15 protein-coding genes are annotated in these 18,214 nt (G+C 75.2%); 7 read left to right on the forward strand and 8 right to left on the reverse strand.

Going from position 1 to position 18,214, the window contains the following annotated elements; genetic code table 11:
• The first annotated feature begins 46 nt into the window (after positions 1-46).
• Positions 47-1,837 (forward strand): acyl-CoA dehydrogenase, encoded by a 1,791-nt coding sequence (locus ACI78R_RS01175; RefSeq protein ID WP_457039365.1) that lies wholly within the window; start codon positions 47-49, stop codon positions 1,835-1,837.
• Positions 1,838-1,915: 78 nt separating this feature from the next.
• On the opposite strand, the gene ACI78R_RS01180 is transcribed toward ACI78R_RS01175, so the two are convergent.
• Positions 1,916-2,086, reverse strand: coding sequence for a hypothetical protein (locus tag ACI78R_RS01180; protein WP_175562901.1), 171 nt, complete (start codon positions 2,084-2,086; stop codon positions 1,916-1,918).
• Between the two features lie 201 nt (positions 2,087-2,287).
• Between ACI78R_RS01180 and ACI78R_RS01185 the strand changes: the two genes are divergently transcribed.
• The gene (locus ACI78R_RS01185) at positions 2,288-3,805 is read left to right on the forward strand and encodes an MFS transporter (RefSeq protein WP_457039366.1); all 1,518 of its coding nucleotides are present in this window, start codon (positions 2,288-2,290) and stop codon (positions 3,803-3,805) included.
• A gap of 95 nt (positions 3,806-3,900) precedes the next feature.
• Complete coding sequence (locus ACI78R_RS01190) at positions 3,901-4,947, forward strand: YihY/virulence factor BrkB family protein (RefSeq protein ID WP_073421188.1); 1,047 nt, start codon at positions 3,901-3,903, stop codon at positions 4,945-4,947.
• Between the two features lie 118 nt (positions 4,948-5,065).
• Here ACI78R_RS01190 and ACI78R_RS01195 read toward each other — a convergent pair whose 3' ends face one another.
• Entirely contained in the window at positions 5,066-5,770 is a 705-nt protein-coding gene (locus ACI78R_RS01195) for a hemerythrin domain-containing protein (RefSeq protein WP_457039367.1), read from the reverse strand.
• A gap of 140 nt (positions 5,771-5,910) precedes the next feature.
• Between ACI78R_RS01195 and ACI78R_RS01200 the strand changes: the two genes are divergently transcribed.
• The 3 genes from ACI78R_RS01200 to phaZ all read left to right on the forward strand — a co-directional run bounded on the left by ACI78R_RS01200 (position 5,911) and on the right by phaZ (position 9,741).
• Positions 5,911-7,092, forward strand: a complete 1,182-nt coding sequence (locus tag ACI78R_RS01200) for an acyl-CoA dehydrogenase family protein (protein WP_073421184.1) — start codon at positions 5,911-5,913, stop codon at positions 7,090-7,092.
• Positions 7,093-7,166: 74 nt separating this feature from the next.
• Positions 7,167-8,936: a PHA/PHB synthase family protein gene (locus tag ACI78R_RS01205; protein ID WP_457039368.1), complete on the forward strand. Its 1,770-nt coding sequence runs from the start codon at positions 7,167-7,169 to the stop codon at positions 8,934-8,936.
• A 4-nt stretch (positions 8,937-8,940) separates the two neighbouring features.
• A complete protein-coding gene (gene phaZ / locus ACI78R_RS01210) occupies positions 8,941-9,741 on the forward strand; it encodes a poly(3-hydroxyalkanoate) depolymerase (protein ID WP_457039369.1) in 801 nt (266 codons plus the stop codon).
• Between the two features lie 7 nt (positions 9,742-9,748).
• On the opposite strand, the gene ACI78R_RS01215 is transcribed toward phaZ, so the two are convergent.
• The 6 genes from ACI78R_RS01215 to ACI78R_RS01240 form a co-directional block, all read right to left on the reverse strand.
• Complete coding sequence (locus ACI78R_RS01215) at positions 9,749-11,149, reverse strand: neutral zinc metallopeptidase (protein WP_457039370.1); 1,401 nt, start codon at positions 11,147-11,149, stop codon at positions 9,749-9,751.
• A gap of 102 nt (positions 11,150-11,251) precedes the next feature.
• Entirely contained in the window at positions 11,252-13,924 is a 2,673-nt protein-coding gene (locus tag ACI78R_RS01220) for a putative bifunctional diguanylate cyclase/phosphodiesterase (RefSeq protein WP_457039371.1), read from the reverse strand.
• Positions 13,925-13,973: 49 nt separating this feature from the next.
• Complete coding sequence (locus ACI78R_RS01225; protein WP_457039372.1) at positions 13,974-14,948, reverse strand: hypothetical protein; 975 nt, start codon at positions 14,946-14,948, stop codon at positions 13,974-13,976.
• Positions 14,945-15,226 carry a hypothetical protein gene (locus ACI78R_RS01230; protein WP_336028481.1) on the reverse strand — a complete coding sequence of 94 codons (282 nt, stop codon included), beginning with the start codon at positions 15,224-15,226 and terminating at the stop codon, positions 14,945-14,947. Before ACI78R_RS01230 ends, ACI78R_RS01225 begins: the two co-directional genes overlap by 4 nt.
• 267 nt (positions 15,227-15,493) lie before the next feature.
• Positions 15,494-15,724 (reverse strand): toxin-antitoxin system YwqK family antitoxin, encoded by a 231-nt coding sequence (locus ACI78R_RS01235; RefSeq protein ID WP_073421168.1) that lies wholly within the window; start codon positions 15,722-15,724, stop codon positions 15,494-15,496.
• A 103-nt stretch (positions 15,725-15,827) separates the two neighbouring features.
• Positions 15,828-16,460 carry a hypothetical protein gene (locus ACI78R_RS01240; RefSeq protein ID WP_073421167.1) on the reverse strand — a complete coding sequence of 211 codons (633 nt, stop codon included), beginning with the start codon at positions 16,458-16,460 and terminating at the stop codon, positions 15,828-15,830.
• A gap of 372 nt (positions 16,461-16,832) precedes the next feature.
• Here ACI78R_RS01240 and ACI78R_RS01245 point away from each other — a divergent pair, with 372 nt between their 5' ends.
• Positions 16,833-18,200 carry a cytochrome P450 gene (locus ACI78R_RS01245; RefSeq protein WP_457039373.1) on the forward strand — a complete coding sequence of 456 codons (1,368 nt, stop codon included), beginning with the start codon at positions 16,833-16,835 and terminating at the stop codon, positions 18,198-18,200.
• Positions 18,201-18,214 lie beyond the last annotated feature (14 nt).

Below are 18,214 nucleotides of genomic sequence, written 5' to 3' on the forward strand. Positions count from 1 at the left end.
GGCCGCGCGCCCGCCTCTCCCGCCGCCGTCGTCCGTGGAGGCCGTCGTGTCCTCGCTCATCCTGTCCCGCCGCGACCTGGAGTTCCTCCTGCACGAGTGGCTGGAGGTCGAGACGCTGACCAAGCGGCCCCGGTTCGCCGAGCACTCCCGCGAGACGTTCGACGCCGTGATGGAGCTCGCCGAGCAGATCGCCACCGAGCACTTCGCGCCGCACAACCGGAAGGCCGACGAGAACGAGCCCCGGTTCGTCGACGGCCGGGTCGAGATGATCCCCGAGGTCGGGCGGGCGCTCGAGGTCTTCCGCGACTCCGGGATCATGGCCGGGACCTTCGACGAGGAGTACGGCGGCATGCAGCTGCCGCAGACCGTCGGGCAGGCCGCGTTCGCGTGGTTCAAGGCGGCCAACGTCGGCACGTCGAGCTACCCGTTCCTGACCATGGGCAACGCCCGGCTGCTGCTGGCGCACGGCTCGCAGGAGCAGAAGGACCGCTGGGTGCGGCCGATGCTCGAGGGCCGCTGGTTCGGCACGATGGCGCTGTCCGAGCCGCAGGCCGGGTCCTCGCTCGCCGACATCACCACCCGCGCCGAGCCCCAGGACGACGGCACGTACCGGCTCACCGGCAACAAGATGTGGATCTCGGCCGGCGACCACGAGCTGACCGAGAACATCGTCCACCTGGTGCTGGCGAAGATCCCCGGCGGCCCGCCCGGTGTGAAGGGCATCTCGCTGTTCGTCGTGCCGAAGTTCCTGGTCGCCGACGACGGCTCGGTGGGCGAGCGCAACGACGTCGTCCTGGCCGGCCTCAACCACAAGATGGGCTACCGCGGGACGACGAACACGCTGCTCAACTTCGGCGAGGGCGTGCACACCCCGGGTGGCCGGGCGGGCGCCGTCGGGTACCTCGTGGGCGAGCCCCACAAGGGCCTGTCCTACATGTTCCACATGATGAACGAGGCCCGGATCGGCGTCGGGATGGGCGCCACGGTCCTCGGTTACACCGGCTACCTGCACGCGCTGGAGTACGCGCGCACCCGCACGCAGGGCCGCCCCGCGAGCAACCGCGACGCCTCCTCGCCGATGGTGCGGCTGGTCGACCACCCCGACGTCCGCCGGATGCTGCTGGCCGCCAAGAGCTACGCCCAGGGCGGGCTGGCGCTGGGCCTCTACTGCGCCCGGCTGGTCGACGAGGAGCGGACGGCGGAGTCGCAGGAGGAGCGCGAGCGCGCGCACCTCCTGCTCGACACCCTCACGCCGATCGCCAAGGCCTGGCCGTCGCAGTGGGGCCCGGTCGCCGACGACCTGGCCATCCAGGTGCACGGCGGCTACGGCTACACCCGCGACTACCCGGTCGAGCAGTTCTACCGGGACAACCGGCTCAACCCGATCCACGAGGGCACCAACGGCATCCAGGCCCTCGACCTGCTCGGCCGCAAGGTGACGATGCACGGCGGCGCCGGCCTGCGGCTGCTCGCCGAGACCATCGGGGCGACGACGGCGCGGGCGGCCGGCACCCCGTTCGCCGACCTCGCGGCCGACGTCGACACCGCGGTGCGCCGCCTGGTCGAGGTCACCGGCGCGCTGTGGGGCACCGGCGACCCGGCGCTGGCGCTGGCCAACGCGAGCGCCTACCTCGACGCCGCCGGGCACACCGTCGTCGCCTGGCTGTGGCTGGAGCAGGCGCTGGCGACCCGCGACGAGACCAGCGACTTCCACGAGGGCAAGCGCACCGCGGCGCGGTACTTCCAGCGCTGGGAGCTGCCGAAGGTGCACACCTGGCTGGACCTGTTGGAGTCGCTGGACCGCACGGTGCTCGACGCCCCCGAGGCGCACCTGTAACCACCCCGGACGCACTCGCGCCCCGCGGCTCCAATGAGGAGCGGCGGGGCGCGGGTCGTCGCGGGAGGTGCGGCGCGGTCAGGCGGCCTGTGCGACCCCCACGGCCTCGGCACCGGCGGGGGCGGGCGTGGCGGCGCGGGCCGCCCGCTGCTCCTGCTCGTACCGCGCGGTCGTCGAGGCGCCCATCACGATCACCAGGCCGGTGAGGACCAGGAAACCGACGAGGGCGACAGCGGGCCACAGAACCATCTCGAACTACCCCTTGCTCGTCTCGTCTCGCGCCGCCGGGACCGGGCCCCGCGGCTCGTCGTCTGGGAACTGTGTCCCCAGCCGATCGCCCTCTCAATCGTCGGCACGTGATGTTCACCTGACGGACTGTGATCGGAAGCACAACCGGGCCCGCGCGGAGCCCGGACGGTGCCGAGGGCGGACGCATGGTGTCATCGGGACGTGTCCGCAGGTGCGCAGGCCCGACCACCCGGCACGGCCTCCGGCACCCGCCCGACGCGTCCCGCGCTCCTCGTCCTGACCCTGTCACTGGGTGTCACGACCCTGTCGTTGCTGCAGAGCCTGGTCGTCCCGGTGCTCGGCCCGATCGGCGAGCAGCTCGGCGTCTCGACCGCCGCCGCGAGCTGGGTGCTGACGGCGAACCTGCTGGCGGCCGCGGTGCTCACGCCGGTGCTCGGCCGGCTCGGCGACATCCACGGCGAGCGTCCGGTCGTGCTCGGCATCCTCGCGGCGGTCGCCGTCGGCACGCTGCTCGCCATCGTCACCCGCTCGCTGCCGCTGCTGATCGTGGCCCGGGTGCTGCAGGGCTCCTCCTACGGCCTGTTCCCCCTGTCGATCAGCCTGCTGCGCCGCGAGCTCCCGCCCGAGCGGCTGAGCGTGGCCATGTCGATCGTCAGCAGCACGCTCGGCGTGGGCGGCGTCGTCGGGCTGGTGGCCGCCGGGCTGCTCACCGGTGACGGCGGCGACTACCACCGCCCCTTCTGGATCGGCCTCGGCGTCACCCTCGCCTCGCTGGTGCTGGCCGCCGTCGTGCTGCCGCGCCGCCCGGCGACCGCGACCGGCCGCGTCGACTGGGCCGGCGCGGTCGTCCTCGGCGCCGGCCTGGTGCTCCTGCTGCTGCCGGTCTCGCAGGGCAACGGCTGGGGCTGGACGTCGCCGCTGACGCTCGGCTGCGGCGCCGGCGCGCTCGTCGTGCTCACCGGCTGGGTGCTGCTGCAGCGCCGGCGGGCCGAGCCGCTGGTGCGCCCGGCGCTGCTCGCCGACCCGCGGATGCTCGTCCCCAACCTCGCGGGCCTGGCCACCGGCGTCGGGTTGTTCGTCTCCTTCCTCGTGGTCATGCAGTACGTGCAGACCCCGCCCGCGGCCGCCGGCTACGGCTTCGGCGCCCCGGTGCTGGAGGCCGCCGTCGTGTACCTGCTGCCCGGCGGCGTGCTGGGCATCGCCCTGGCCCCGCTCGCCGGCCGGGTCGTCGACCGGATCGGCGCCCTGCCCACGCTGCTCGTCGGCTCGGTCACCGGGCTGGCCGGCTTCCTCGTGCTCGCACTGGGCCGCGCGGAGCCGGCGTGGGTGGTGGTGGCCGGGCTGCTGTCGCAGGCCTGGGTGACGGTGGCCTACGCCGCGCTGCCCTCCCTGGTGGTCTCGGCGGTGCGCCGCAGCGAGACCGGCGTGGCCAACGCGGTGAACTCCATCGCCCGCTCCACCGGCCAGGCGGTGGGCAGCACGCTCACCGTCGCGCTGCTCGGCGCGGGCCTCGACCCGTCCACCGGCTTCCCCCGCGCCTCGGCGTTCACGGCGGTGTCGCTGCTCGGCGCGGGCGCGGCCGCCGCGGTCGTCCTGGTCAGCGTCGCCGGCATGGTGCAGGCGCGCCGGCGGGGGCCCGGCGAGCCCGACGACCTGGCCGAGGTGGAGCGGGCCTGCGCGCGGGCCGGCGAGTGGTCCCCGGTGTCGGGCATCCGCTGAGCGGACACGCCGGGTGATCACCCGGGTGCATGGAACGGGACCGTCCGGGGAATCGATCACCGGAACGCCCCCGCTCCCTGCACCGGAGGACCACGATGGCCCGACCCCACGGCTCACGCGCCGCGAGCACGGAGGCGTCGAAGCCGACGCGCTTCTCCGGCAACTCCGCGGGCGACCCCGCGCCGCACGACGACAAGGTGAACTCCACGCGCTTCGACAGCGCCCCGAAGGGCCACGAGCGCACGCCCACGACCATGGGCACGGTCAAGCGGACGCTCAAGGAGTTCAGCGAGGACAACCTCACCGACTGGGCCGCCGCGCTCACCTACTACGGCATCCAGGCGCTGTTCCCGGCGATCATCGCGCTGGTCTCCATCGTCGGGCTGCTGACGACGCCCGAGCAGCTGACGAGCGCGCTCACCACGGTCCTGCCGGGGCAGGCGGCCGACACCCTGGGCCCGGTCATCGAGCAGGTCGCCGGCAACCAGAGCGCCGCCGGCATCGGCCTCGTCATCGGTCTGCTCGGTGCGATCTGGTCGGCGTCGGGCTACGTCGGGGCCTTCACCCGGGCCGCCAACGTCGTCTACGAGACGCCCGAGGGCCGCAAGATCTGGAAGCTCAAGCCGCTCCAGCTGCTGGTCACGCTGATCGGCATCCTGTTCGCCGCCACGATCGTCCTCATGCTGGTGCTCAGCGGCCCGGTCGTCGAGGCCGTCGGCTCGGCCATCGGCCTGGGTGACACCGCGCTGACCGTGTGGAACGTCGTCAAGTGGCCCGTGATCCTGGTGATCCTGGCCCTGATGATCGCCGTCCTCTACTACTCGACCCCGAACGTGAAGCTGCGCGGCTTCAAGTGGGTCAGCCCGGGTGCCGGCGTCGCGATACTCGTCGCGGTCGTGGCCTCGGCCGCGTTCGCCTTCTACGTGGGCAACTTCGGCAGCTACAACAAGACGTACGGCACGCTGGCCGGCGTCGTCGTCTTCCTCATCTGGTTCTGGCTCATCAACCTGGCGCTGCTGTTCGGCATCGAGTTCGACGCCGAGATGGAGCGGACCAAGGAGATGAAGGAGGGCGTCCCGGCCGCCGAGAAGGAGATCCAGCTCGACGCCCGCGCCGAGCCCAAGGACCGCAACACGAACTAGAAGAACCCTCCTGCCCCCCACCACTCGCAGGCTCGTGGCGGGCCCCTGCAGGCGGGCCGTTCCAGCGCGTGACCGAGAGGCCCCCTCCCCGGCCGGGGAGGGGGCCTCTGCCGTGTGGTCAGCGGGCGGTGGGCGGCCCGTCGCCGCGGCGGGCGGGCGGGGTGCGCTCGACGACGCCGGCCACCGCGGCCAGGCCGCGGCTCACGACCCGACCCGCCGGGGCGACGGCGGGCACCCGGCGGACGACGGCGTCGACGGCGTCGCGGCTGCGGTCGAGCAGCGACAGCGGGAGGCCCGAGAGCGCGTTGCCGGGCGGACGGCGGGACACCGTGGGGTGCGGCCGGGTCGGCGAGACGCGGCGCACGACCTCCCAGCGGCGGCCCAGGCGGCGCAGCTCGGCGTCGTCGAGGCGCTCCTGCAGGCGGGGGAACATCACGTCCTCCTCGTCGCGGACGTCCTCGCGCAGCACCTGCACCAGCCGGGCGAGCCGGGCCGGGCGCTCGGGGGAGTCGGGCCCGTCCTCCTCGAGGGCGGCGACGAGCTCGTTGACCTCCTGGTGCTCGATCTCGACCCGGCGGGTGATCTCGTCGCCGTCGGGCAGCACGCGGCGGACCACCGGCCACAGCACGGTCTCCTCGGCGAAGGCGTGGCTGAACACCAGCCGGTCGATGCGGGTGAGCACCTCCTCCTGCTGCCGGCCGGTGGTGCCGTCGAGCTCGTGCAGCAGCCGGTCGAGCTCGACGTGGTCGGCGCGCTGGCGCACCAGCACGCTGCCGGGACCGCCGAGCTCGGCCTCGGTCTGGTCAGCGATGGAACGGGGCACGGGGCCCTCCTGCGGGGTGTGCGGACGGAACCGTCCGCTCCTGCCCGCCGCCGGCGTCGGCCACACCGGGTTGCCCGGGCGGACGGCGGGTAGGTCGGCCGGACGGGACGCCGCGGTCCCGCTGTCGCCAGGAGGCACCCATGGCAGACCGGCCACCCGTCACGTCGGACTTCTACGACCTCGAGGCGCTGCTCGACGAGCAGGACCGGGCGACGCTGCACCGCGTCCGCGCCTTCATGGACGAGCAGGTCGAGCCGATCATCAACGAGTACTGGACCCGGGCGCAGTTCCCCCGCCAGCTCATCCCCGGCCTGGCCGAGCTCGGCATCGCCGGCGCCCAGTACTCCGGGCACGGCTCCCCCGGCCGGTCCTCGCTGTTCGACGGCATGGTGGCGATGGAGCTCGGCCGCGGCGACCCGTCGGTGGCCACGTTCATGGGCGTCCACGGCGGCCTGGCGATGGGCACGCTGCACCTGTGCGCCTCCGAGGAGCAGAAGGAGCGCTGGCTCCCGGCCATGGCGCGCATGGAGCGGATCGGCGCGTTCGGCCTGACCGAGCCCGAGCACGGCTCCGACGTCGCCCGCGGCATCCAGACCACGGCCCGCCGCGAGGGCGACGAGTGGGTGCTCGACGGGCAGAAGAAGTGGATCGGCAACGGCAGCTTCGCCGACCTGGTCGTCATCTGGGCCCGCGACGTCGAGACCGACCGGGTGCTCGGCTTCGTCGTCGAGACGCCCACGCCGGGGTTCTCCGCCGTCGACCTCGAGGACAAGATCGCGCTGCGCGCGGTGCAGAACGCCCACATCACCCTCGAGGGGGTGCGCGTGCCGGAGGAGAACCGCCTGCAGGACGCGAACTCCTTCCGCGACACCGCGAACGTGCTGCGGGCGACGCGGGTGAGCGTGGCGTGGTCGGCGGTGGGCTGTTCGCGCGGCGCCTACGAGCACGCGCTGCGCTACGCGATGGACCGCGAGCAGTTCGGCCGGCCGATCACCTCGTTCCAGCTGGTGCAGGACCTGCTGTTCCGGATGCTCGGCAACATCACCGCCTCCGCGGCGCTGTGCGCCCGGGCCTCCCAGCTGCAGGACTGCGGGATGCTGCGCGACGAGCACGCCTCGATGGCCAAGGGCTACAGCACCATGCGGATGCGCGAGACCGTCGGCTGGGCCCGCGAGCTGATGGGCGGCAACGGGATCCTGCTGGAGAACCACGTGGGCCGGTTCGTCGCCGACGCCGAGGCGATCTACTCCTACGAGGGCACCCGCGAGGTCAACAGCCTGATCGTCGGGCGGGCGGTGACGGGCCGCAGCGCGATCGCCTGAGCGTCCGTGTGCCGGAGCGCCCCGCCTGTGCTTGGGTGAACCAGGTCACAGGCGTCGATCCCCAGGAGTCCGGGATGACCACCACCGCCGCGCGTCCCTCCCCCGACAGCCCCCGTCCCCGGCCCGCCCCGGCCGCCGCGGACGCCGGCGGCGGGACCTCCGCCGAGGAGGCGGCCTCGGAGGCCGTCACCGGCCTGGACATGGTCCTCGTCGACGCCGCCCGCGGGCCGCTGCGGCGGATGGTCCCGCCGGTCCGCACGCTCGGGGCGCTGGGCGCGGCGCTCGTCCGGAAGCCCGACGCGGTCACCGGCCGGGGCGGCGAGCTGGTCCGCGAGCTCGGGCGGATCGCGGTGGGCCGCTCGGAGGTGGCGCCCTCGCCGAAGGACCGCCGCTTCGCCGACCCGGCGTGGACCGGGAACCCGTTCCTGCGGATCCCGATGCAGGCGCACATCGCCGCCGCGCGGGCGGCCGCGGGCATCGTCGACGACGTCGACCTCGGCTGGCAGGACGACGAGCGGATCCGCTTCGCCCTGACCAACGTCGTCGACGCGCTGGCGCCGAGCAACGTGCCGTTCCTCAACCCGCTGGCGCTCAAGGCGGTCATCGACACCGGCGGGCGCAACGTCGTCACCGGGGCGCGCCGGTTCGTCTCCGACGTGCTGTCCCCGCCACGGGTGCCCTCGATGGTCGAGCCCGACGCGTTCACCGTCGGGGAGGACCTCGCCGTCACGCCGGGCGCGGTGGTGCTGCGCACCGAGGTGTTCGAGCTCATCCAGTACCGGCCGGCGACGGAGACGGTGCGCAGCGTGCCACTGGTCGTCGTCCCGCCGACGATCAACAAGTACTACGTCACCGACCTCGCGCCGGGCCGCAGCATCGTCGAGAACTACGTCGCCGCGGGCCAGCAGGTCTTCATGATCAGCTGGCGCAACCCCGACGAGCGGCACGCCGACTGGGGCCTGGACGCCTACGGGCAGGCCGTCCTCGACGCGATGGACGCCGCCGCGCGCATCACCGGCAGCGAGCGGGTGTCCCTGCAGGGCTTCTGCAGCGGCGGGATCATCCTCGCGATGGTGCTCGCGCACCTGGCCGCGACCGACCGCCTCGGCCGGGTGGCGGCCGCGAGCTTCGCCGTCACCGTCCTGGACTGGGCGAAGGCCGGCACGGTCGGCGCGCTCATGGACCCGGAGGCGGTGAAGGAGGCGACGGAGAAGTCGCGGAAGAAGGGCTACCTCGACGGCGCGATGCTCGCCGAGGTGTTCGCCTGGCTGCGGCCCAACGACCTGGTGTGGAACTACTGGGTCAACAACTACCTGCAGGGCAACCCGCCGCCGGCCTTCGACATCCTCTACTGGAACGCCGACACCACCCGGATGACCGCGGCCCTGCACCGCGACTTCATCGAGGTCGCCGTCGGCAACCGGCTGACGACGCCCGGCGCGACGACGATGCTCGGCACGCCGGTCGACCTGTCCACGGTCGACGTCGACACCTACGTCACCGCCGGGATCGCCGACCACCTCTGCCCCTGGCAGTCCTGCTACCGCACCACCCAGCTGCTCGGCGGGGACAGCCGGTTCGTGCTCTCCACGAGCGGCCACATCGCCTCGCTGGTCAACCCGCCGGGCAACCGCAAGGCGTCGTTCCGGGTGGCCCCCGAGACGCCCGCGGACCCCGAGCGGTGGCTCGCCTCCGCGCAGGAGGAGAAGGGCTCGTGGTGGCCGGACTTCGCCGCCTGGCTGGGCGAGCGGTCCGGCGAGGAGGTGCCGGCGCCGCAGGAGCTCGGCAGCGCCGAGCTGCCGGTGCTCGGGGCCGCGCCGGGGACGTATGTCTTCGACAAGTGAGGTCGTGCGCACGCTGACCGTCGGCGGGCGCACGCTGCGGGTGGCCGAGCGGCGCGGCGACGGGTCCGCGCCGCCGCTGGTGCTCATGAACGGCATCGGGGCGAGCCTGGAGGTGCTGCAGCCCTTCGTCGACGCGCTCGACCCGCGGCGCACCGTCGTCCGCTTCGACGTCCCCGGGGTGGGCGGCTCCCCCGCGCCCGTCGTGCCCTACGTGCTCGCCACGCTGACGCCGGTGGTGTCCGGGCTGCTCCGGCGGCTGGGCCACGACGGACCGGTCGACGTGCTGGGCCTGTCGTGGGGCGGCGGGCTGGCGCAGCACTTCGCCGTCCAGCACCGGCGCCGGTGCCGCCGGCTGGTGCTCGCCGCCACCGGCACCGGGTCGCTCATGGTGCCGGCGTCACCGCGGGTGCTCTCGCACATGCTCACGCCGCGGCGGCACCGCGACCCGGCCTACGCCGAGCGGATCGCCGGGACGATCTACGGCGGCTCGGTGCGCACCGACCCCGCGCGGGCGGCCCGGGCCCTGCACGCCGAGACCCGGCTGGGCCCGCAGCGCGGGTACTACTACCAGCTGGCGGCGAGCGCGGGCTGGAGCAGCCTGCCGTTCCTGTCGCTCATCCGGCAGCCGACCCTGGTGCTCTGCGGCGACGACGACCCGATCATCCCGACGGTCAACGCCCGCATCCTGGCCCGCGGCATCCCCCGGGCCCGGCTGCACCTCTACGCCGGCGGGCACCTGGCGCTGGTCACCGAGGCCGCCGAGCTCGCCCCCGTGGTGGACGCCTTCCTCGACGCCCCGGGGTGAGCACGGTTCAGAGGCCGCAGCTGCCGCCGCCGTCGACGAAGCCCTGGCGGAAGGAGTCGACGAGCTGGAAGCCCGACAGCCCGGAGTCGGGGACGACGGCGGGGTCGGTCGCGTACTGCAGCAGCACGACGGCGGCCTCGTCGACGTCGCCCGGTGAGATCGCCAGCTGTGCCGCGTCGATCTCGCCGAGGTACATCTCCCGCGCGAGCCAGCCGGTGGCGCAGACGGCGCTGGTGACGGCGTCGGTGCCGGTGACCGGCAGGCCGCGCTGCTCGCGCACCGACAGCGCGTAGGGCAGCCCGAGCAGCGTGGTGACGGCGAAGTCGCCGACCTCGTCGTAGGCCGGCTCGAGCAGGCCGGCGGCGTCGTAGCGGACCGATCCGTCCTCCGGGCAGAACTGCAGGTCCAGCTCGGCGCCTCCGCCGCCGCAGACCATGCCCTCCCCGTCGGCCGCGCGGACCTCGGGCTCGTCCAGGGCCCCGCCCAGCGCTCCGGTGCCCGGGAAGCCCGCCGTCAGCGCCTGCTGCCAGAAGGCGTCGAGGACGTCGTCGGTGGTGTCCACGATCTGCTCGTAGGGCAGGTCGCCGCTGCCGTCGGAGGGGTCGGACTCCTGCTCGGTGAACACCCGGGCCTCGTCGAAGGCGGCGCACGCCTGCGGCCCGTCGGCGTAGCCCTCCTGGAACGCCGACAGCTGGTCGAACAGGGAGCCGTGCGCGTCCTCGGCGTCGGGCGAGGTGCCCACGGCGTCGCCAAAGTACAGGTAGCCGAGCAGGTAGGGGTCGAGCTCCTTCGGCTGGACCTCGAAGTGCCGCGACCGCCCCTCGACCACCCAGCGCGTCCACCCGCCGGCGAAGCACTCGGCCTGGGTCTCGGCGACGATCGACGGGTCGTCGAGCCCGGCGTGCGCCTGCACGGCGTGCGCGATCTCGTGCGCCATGACCTCGGCGATCATGAAGGAGCCGTAGTCACCGGCCAGGTCCTCCAGCCAGGCCCGGTCGTACACGACGACGTCGTCGCCCCCGCAGTAGTAGGCGTTCTCCGCGAGCTCGGCGACGTCCTCGGCGAAGCAGTCGCCGCCGGGCAGGTCGTCGGCGTCGGTCTCATCGGGGTCGATCGACCAGAAGCCGCCCTCCACCTCGCCGAACGAACCGCCGTAGACCTGCGGGTACGTCTCCTCCCAGTAGGCGAGGACGTCGGCGATGGCGTTGCGGGCGATGCGGTCGGTCTCGCCGCCGGGCTCGGCCAGCCGCACCGGCACGTCGGCGTCGGTGGCGTCGGTGCGCAGGCCGCCGCCGGGCGGGTACGCGGTGCCGACGACGACGCCGGTGCAGCCGGTGAGCGCGACCACCGCGGCAATCAGCAGCCCGGCGGCGCGCCCGGGACCGGTGCGCCCGGGATGATCACGCACGGGGCACCTCCGCTCGGGCCGGCGGGGCGTCCGGGCCGGCGGCAGGAGGCTCCCCCGGCCGGACGGCCCCGGTCAACCCGCCGCGCGGCGTCCCGGCGGTCCTCAGGCGGGCGTGACGGGGGCCGCGACGGCGGGCGCCCGCCGCAGCAGGGCGCCGGCCTCCTCCGCCGGCAGCGGGCGGTGGAACAGGTAGCCCTGCGCGTGGTCGCAGCCCTGCTCACGGAGCCGCTCCAGCTGCGCCGGCTCCTCGACGCCCTCGGCCACCACGGTCAGCCCGAAGGTGTGCGCCGCGCGGATGACCAGGGCGACCAGCTCGCGCTGACCGGGATCCGGCGACGTGACGAAACTCCGGTCGATCTTCAGGGTGTCCGCCGGCATGTGCCGCAGCTGCCCGATCGAGGTGTAGCCGGTGCCGAAGTCGTCGATCGCGATCGAGGCGCCCAGCGCCCGCAGCTCCGCGAGGTGGGTCATCGCGACCGGGTCGTCGACGAGCAGGGTCTCGGTGACCTCGAGGACGAGCAGGTGCGCCGGCAGTCCCGACGCGGCGAGCGCGTCGGCGACGTCGGCCACGACCCGCCGGTCGGTCAGGTGCCGGCCGGACAGGTTGACCGCGATCGTCGGCTCGGGCTCCCCCGCCGGCACCGGCGACGCGGCCCGCCAGGCGGCGAGCTGCCGGGTGGCCTCGTGCAGCACCCAGCGGTCGACGTCGCAGATCAGCCGGCTGGCCTCGGCCACCGGGATGAACTCGTCCGGCGGCACCATGCGGCCGTCGCGCTCCCAGCGCACCAGCGCCTCGAACCCGTGCAGCCGCTGCCCCGCGACGTCGACCACCGGCTGGTAGTGCAGCCGCATGCCGCCGTCGGTCAGCGCCGCGGTGATCGCCGCCTCGGTCTCGGCCCGGGCGGCCAGCTGGCGGCGCAGCGCGTCGTCGAAGAGCTCCGCCCGCCCGCGGCCGTGCTGCTTGGCGCGGTGGGCGGCGGTGTCGGCCTCGGCGAACAGCACGTCGGCGTCGGCGCCGCCGTCGCGGCTGACCGCGATGCCGATGCTGGCACCGACGCGGACCGGCCCGCCCGGGACGTCGACCGGCTCGCCGACCGCGGCGATCAGCCGCTCGGCGAGGTCCACGAGGTCGCGCTCGGTGCCGGCCGGCTCGACCAGCACGACGAACTCGTCGCCGCCCAGCCGGCAGACGACGTCGCCGGGCCGCACCCGGGCCGTCATGCGCGCCGCGACCTCGCGCAGCACGGTGTCGCCGGCGGCGTGGCCGTGGCCGTCGTTGACCGCCTTGAACCCGTCGAGGTCGACGAACAGCAGCCCGGTCGTCTCGCCCGAGCGGCGGGCGCGGTGCAGCGCGGCCGTGACCAGGGTGAGGGCCTGCGCGCGGTTGGGCAGCTCGGTGAGCGGGTCGTGGGTGGCCCGGTGGGCGAGGGCGAACTGCAGCTCCTCGCTCTGCCGGACCGAGGACACGATCTGCTGGACGGAGGCGTGCACGACCTCGCCGAGCGGGCCCGGCAGCGGCCGGTGCAGCAGGGCGTCGTCGAGGTCGCCGCGGGCCACCGCGTGCGCCTGGTCCTGGATCCGGCGCAGGCCCGCGACGGCGTCCCCGAGCGCGGCGGACACGGTGCGCACCTCGCGCGGCCCGGCCACCTCGACCTCGACCAGCTCGCCCTGGCTGATCTGCGTCGCCTGCCCGGCGAGCAGGCCGAGGGAGCGGGCGACGGTGCGACCCAGCCACCAGGCGCCCAGGCCGGACAGCGCCAGCAGGCCCAGGCCGAGGGCGAGGGTGCTGCGCAGGTCCGCGGCGGCCTCGTCGCGGTCGGCCTCGGCCAGGGACAGCGCACTCGCGACGGCGGTGTCGACCAGCTCGCCGAGCAGCGCGTCCCGGTCGCCGCTGCGGAAGAAGACGTCGGTCGTGCGGGTGATGTCGGAGACCCGCACCTCCGGGCTGTCCGTCGGGGTGAGCAGCCGGTCCATCTCCACCATGAGGTCCGACCGCTGCACCTCCTGCCAGGCGGTGCGCAGCGAGGGCTGGGACAGCTCGTCCATCTGCCGCTTGGCGTCGGTGTAGGCCAGCCAGCCGGTGTCCCAGGCGAGACGGGAGCCGATCAGGGCGTTGTCGGAGGCGAACAGGGACCCGAGGTAGAGCGGCATCTGCCGGCTCGCGTCCTGGGCGAGCTGGGCGACGGTCTGCACGTCCTGCACGGCACGGACCGTCCGGGCGGGCACGCCCTCCGAGACGGCGGCCGAGGCCGCTGCCCGCTCGGCGGTCATCACCTCGTTGGAGACGTCGAGGTAGCCGAGGTAGATGGACTCGAGCCGCTCACCGCCGCTGTCGCTGCGGGCGCGCAGCCAGGCCAGCGCCTCCGTGACCCGCCCGGCGACGTCGGTGCCGATCGCCCCGTCCGGCACCGCCTGCAGCGCCGTGTCGGTGATCCTGCGGCGCGCCTCGATCGCGTCGAGGGCGGTGGTACGGACCCCGCCGAGCAGCCAGGGCTGGACGCCGAGCTGCGCTGCGGCGGCCGGGTCGTCGATGACGGTGAGTGCGAGCGCCGGGAGGATCTCCTGCTCCACGGCCGCCCGGATGGCGTCGAGCTGGGCGACGGCACGGACCGCGTCCTCGGCCCGTGCCGCGCTCTCCACCGCGTCCGTCCGCGCGCCGGCGATGAGCGTCGTCAGGACGCCCACCCCGAGGAGCGGGACGGCGACGAGGGCGGTGAGGTGGCACCAGAGGGCGATGCCACGCCGCCGCACCCGGTCCGTCGTCGTGCTCGTCATGCCGTCGAGTACGGCCGGGATCCGGCCGTTCTCGACCCGCAGGGCCCGGCTACCCCCCCGAGGGGTGGGTCCGGATGGCGGTCACCAGGTGGCAGCCGGCCTCGGCGAACTCCTCGACGACGAAGCCGAACTGCACCAGCAGGGTGCCGAGGGTGCCGTTCATCGTCCGCTGGACGGCGGTGTCCAGGGCCGCGCCGCGCACCTGCTGCAGGCTCATCCGGTCGTGCTGGCGCCAGCTGACCAGGATCCCGCCGTGCAGCGGCTCCGGGGTCAGGCACACCCCGCCCGACGGGGTCTCGCCCGTGTCGGCGCCGGAGCAGTCGTGCAGCGGCAGGCCCGCCTCCACGAGCGCGGCGGTCACCTCCACGACGAGCGTGGTGAGCGCGTCCTCGTCGGTGAGCAGCTCGTCCCAGTCCTCGGGGAGGCGGTCGAGCTGCTCGCCGAGCTCGGCGAGCCAGGCGCGGTCCTGCGCCGAGGGCCGGCGCGAGACGGTGCCGTCGGGCCGCAGCACGCCGTGGACGGTGCGGGCGTCGGCGTCGAGGCCGTTGGCCACCGCCGCCCAGTCGGCCTCGACGCGGTCGGCGAAGGGGCCGGCCAGCGCGGCCGGGGCGGACCGGTCGCCGTCGACGTCGACCAGCCACCAGGCGGTCGGCGCGCCGGGGTCGGCGAGCCGGCGGCCGGCCGGGTGGGTGGCCAGCCCGACGGCGGTGCGCGCCTGCGGGGCCACCTCCACCGCACCGGCGCCGGGCAGCGGGGCGTCGACGCGGGCGCGCAGGCCCTCGCCGCCGGAGCCGCCGGGGCCGCCGGTCTCGCCGAGGGCGGGGTCGGCCGGGGCGGCGGGGCCGGCCGCGTCGCCGCCGGCCGGGGCCGGGACGTCGGCGGGGCGCTGCTGCCCGGCGCGCGCGAGGTTGCGCTCGAACTCGTACTGGGCGGTCGAGGCACGGCCGAGGGCGACGACCAGGCCGGCCAGCCCGAGGAAGCCCAGGACCGCGACCAGCGGCCAGAGGAGGACCGGGTCGTTCACCACGCGCACCAGGAACGCTGCGGGCCGGCACCCCACGCGGCGGCGCGGCGGACCCAGCTCCGGACGAGGGCGACGGCGTCCACCGGCGCGCGGCCGGCGGGCTCGTCGGCGGGCACGTCGCCCGTCTCGTCGGCGGGCTCGCCGGCCGTCTCGTCGGAGAGGTCGGCCGGCGTCTCGAGGCCGAGCAGGCCGACGAGGTCGGCGATGCTCAGCCCGTCGTCGGCCGCGGCCGGGGAGAGCAGGGACCGGCGGGGGGCCGGCGGGGCGGGCGCGCTCACGGTGGGGTTCCTCCCGGACTGACGTCCCGGCCGGGGAAGGTGCCGGGGACGGGACGAGCATCGGGCCCGGAGCGCCCCGTGGGCCCCCGTCCGGCACGCCCCCGGCGCCGCCGTCACGTGATCGTTGTGTCCGTGCTGGTCAGGGGCGGGTCACCCGCCGCTGCGGCCGACGTCATGTCGACTCGCCGTGCGCTCCCCCGCGTGGGAGCGCCCGCCAGGCCGCCGGTCACCCCGGACGGGGCCGGGACGCGCGGCGTGTCGGCCGGATCAGCCGAACGTCGTCGTCTTGTACGGGGCGCCGGAGCGGTCGTACGTCGTCCACTCGCCGGTCTGCCGGCCGGCGTCGAAGGTGCCCGACCGCAGGAGCGTCCCGTCGAGCCGGAACCACTCCCAGTACCCGTGCGGCTGCCCGCCGGCGACGGGGCCGCGGGCGCGCAGCGACCCGTCGCGGTGGCGCTCCTCGTGGAGCCCCTCGTCGGGGAAGGCTGCCTGCGGCACGTGCGGCAGCCTGCCACGGGGCACCGACCGTCCCCGGGAACGCCACAGGGACGCCGTCGAGGTCGACGGCGTCCCTGTGAGAAGTGGAGCGGGGTGGGGTCCTTCAGTCGGCGTAGCGGACGACGTGGCCGCCGGCCTCCTCGCCGAGCGGGGTGACGTCGAGGCCGCGCAGCCAGAGGACGTCGGCCAGCGCGCGGTTCATGACCGCCTGGACGGAGATGTCGGCGACCAGGCCGTGCACCTGCTCGACGCTCATCCGGTCGTGCTGCCGCCAGCCGACGACGACGCCGTCGAGGGCGGGCTCGGCGCTCAGGCAGGCGCCGCCCAGCGCGCCGCCGGCGCCGGAGGCGTCCCACAGCGGGAGGCCGGCCTCGGTGAGCGCCGCGGCGACCTCGACGACGAGGGTGGCCAGCGGGTCCTCCTCGCCGAGCGCGGCGTCCCAGTCGTCGGGCAGCCGGTCGAGCTGGTCACCGAGGTGGGCCAGCCACGCGAGCTCCTGCGGCGACGGGCGGCGGTGCAGCCCGCCGTCGGGCCGGCGCAGGCCGTAGACCGGGCGCAGGCTGCTGCCCTCGTCCACCGCGTGCCCGGCCGCCGCCCAGGCCGCGCCGGAGCGGTCGGGGAAGGGCCCGTCCACCAGCCGGCCGGGCCCGAGCCCGTCCTCGCTCACCAACCACCAGCCCAGGCGTGCCTCGCCGTCGAGCCGGACCTCACTGCTGCGCAGAACCACCGTGTCCACCGTTCGTCCCGTCCATGGGGCCGTCGAGGGGAAGTGCGACGGCACCCGCACCGCCGTGGGGAGGCGGAGCGGATGGCAGAAAGGTAGGGCGGCGCGACGCCCGCCACACGCCGTTGCACCCCTCCGGGACGCGGCGTTCCCGGATCGTTGCGAAGCCGCCTAGCACAGCCGGTGACCCGCCTCCCCAACCGCCCACATGTCGACCGTTCCGCGCTCCCCCGGGCGTGGGGAGTTGCCGAACCCGGCCGGTCACCCCGTTTCGGCTGGAGTCCCCCCGGCGCGTCCCGCGGGACGGGTGGACGGCGCCCCGGCGGCTGCGCAGGATGGGGTACCCGGCCGTACCGGTCGCCGGGCGCGAGGGAGGCGACGGGGATGACGGCGGGCTCTGCGGCGGGGACGACGGCACGCAGCGCGGTCCGGTGGGCGGCGACGCACGGGGTGATGCGGCTGGCGATCCGGGCCCGCGCCCGGGCCGGCAACCCCGACGCCGAGGTGCTGCGCGACCCGGCCGTCCGGGAGGACCCGTTCGCGCACTACGAGCGACTGCGGACCGCCGCGCCACTGGTCGGCGGGGCGTTCTCGAAGGTGAGCGTCCACCACCACGTCTGCACCGAGGTGCTGCGCAGCGCCGACTTCGGGCAGATCGGCGGCTCCCGCACCGAGGGCCTGCCGCCGGTCCTCCGCACCGCGCTGCGCCTGGCCGGGCCGCGGGCGAGCGTCGGCCCGATCGACCCGCCGTCGATGCTCGCCGTCGACCCGCCCGAGCACACCCGCTACCGGCGGCTGGTCACCCGGGCGTTCAGCGCGCGGGCCGTCGCGCGGCTGCGCGAGCGCACCCGCGCCATCGCCGAGGAGCTGCTCGACGACCTCGAGCGCGACGCCGCCGCGTCGGGCGGGCGCACCGACCTCGTGGCGCGCTACGCCAGCCTGCTGCCGGTCACCGTCATCTCCGAGGTGCTCGGCGTCCCGGTCGCCATGCGGGAGCAGTTCCTCGCCTGGGGCGACGCCGCGAGCCCGAGCCTCGACATGGGGCTGGACTGGCGCACCCACCGCAGCGTCGAGCGCAGCCTCGGCGAGCTCGACACCTGGTTCCGCGGGCACCTGCGGGAGCTGCGCCGCTCCCCCGGCGACGACCTGCTGTCGGCCCTGGTGACCACCGCCGACGACGACGGCAGCGGGCTGACCGAGCAGGAGCTGCTGGCCACCGCCCTGCTGGTGTTCGGCGCCGGCTTCGAGACGACGGTCAACCTCATCGGCAACGGCGCGGACCGGCTGTTCGCCTCCCCGGACCAGCGGCGGCTGCTGGCGGAGGACCCCGCGCTGTGGCCCAACGCCGTCGACGAGGTGCTGCGCGTGGAGTCGCCCGTGCAGCGCACCGGCCGGCGGGCGCTGCGCGACACCACCGTCGCCGGCGTGCCGGTGCGGGCGGGCGACCTGGTGATCCTCGTGCTCGCCGCGGCGAACCGGGACCCGCGCGTCTTCGACGACCCGCACGCCTTCGACGTCACCCGCGCCAACGCCCGCGAGCACGTCGCCTTCTCCAGCGGCATCCACTACTGCCTGGGCGCCGCGCTCGCGCGGATGGAGGGCGAGGTGGCGCTGCAGGCCCTGTTCGAGCGGTTCCCCGACCTCGCCCCGGCCGGGCCCGCCCGCCGGCGCCGCACGATCATCCTGCGCGGGCACGACACGCTGCCGGTGCTGCTCGGCCCGGCGGCCGACCGGCGCACCGTCCCCGCCTGACCCTCCCCTGCGCC

This window comes from Geodermatophilus sp. SYSU D01106, assembly GCF_054049995.1.

Coding starts and splice junctions, on each gene's coding strand:
- ACI78R_RS01205 (WP_457039368.1), top strand. CDS start 7,167: ATGACCACCACCGCCGCGCGTCCCTCCCCCGACAGCCCCCGTCCCCGG.
- ACI78R_RS01220 (WP_457039371.1), bottom strand. CDS start 13,924: ATGACGAGCACGACGACGGACCGGGTGCGGCGGCGTGGCATCGCCCTC.
- ACI78R_RS01190 (WP_073421188.1), top strand. CDS start 3,901: ATGGCCCGACCCCACGGCTCACGCGCCGCGAGCACGGAGGCGTCGAAG.
- ACI78R_RS01200 (WP_073421184.1), top strand. CDS start 5,911: ATGGCAGACCGGCCACCCGTCACGTCGGACTTCTACGACCTCGAGGCG.
- ACI78R_RS01245 (WP_457039373.1), top strand. CDS start 16,833: ATGACGGCGGGCTCTGCGGCGGGGACGACGGCACGCAGCGCGGTCCGG.
- ACI78R_RS01180 (WP_175562901.1), bottom strand. CDS start 2,086: ATGGTTCTGTGGCCCGCTGTCGCCCTCGTCGGTTTCCTGGTCCTCACC.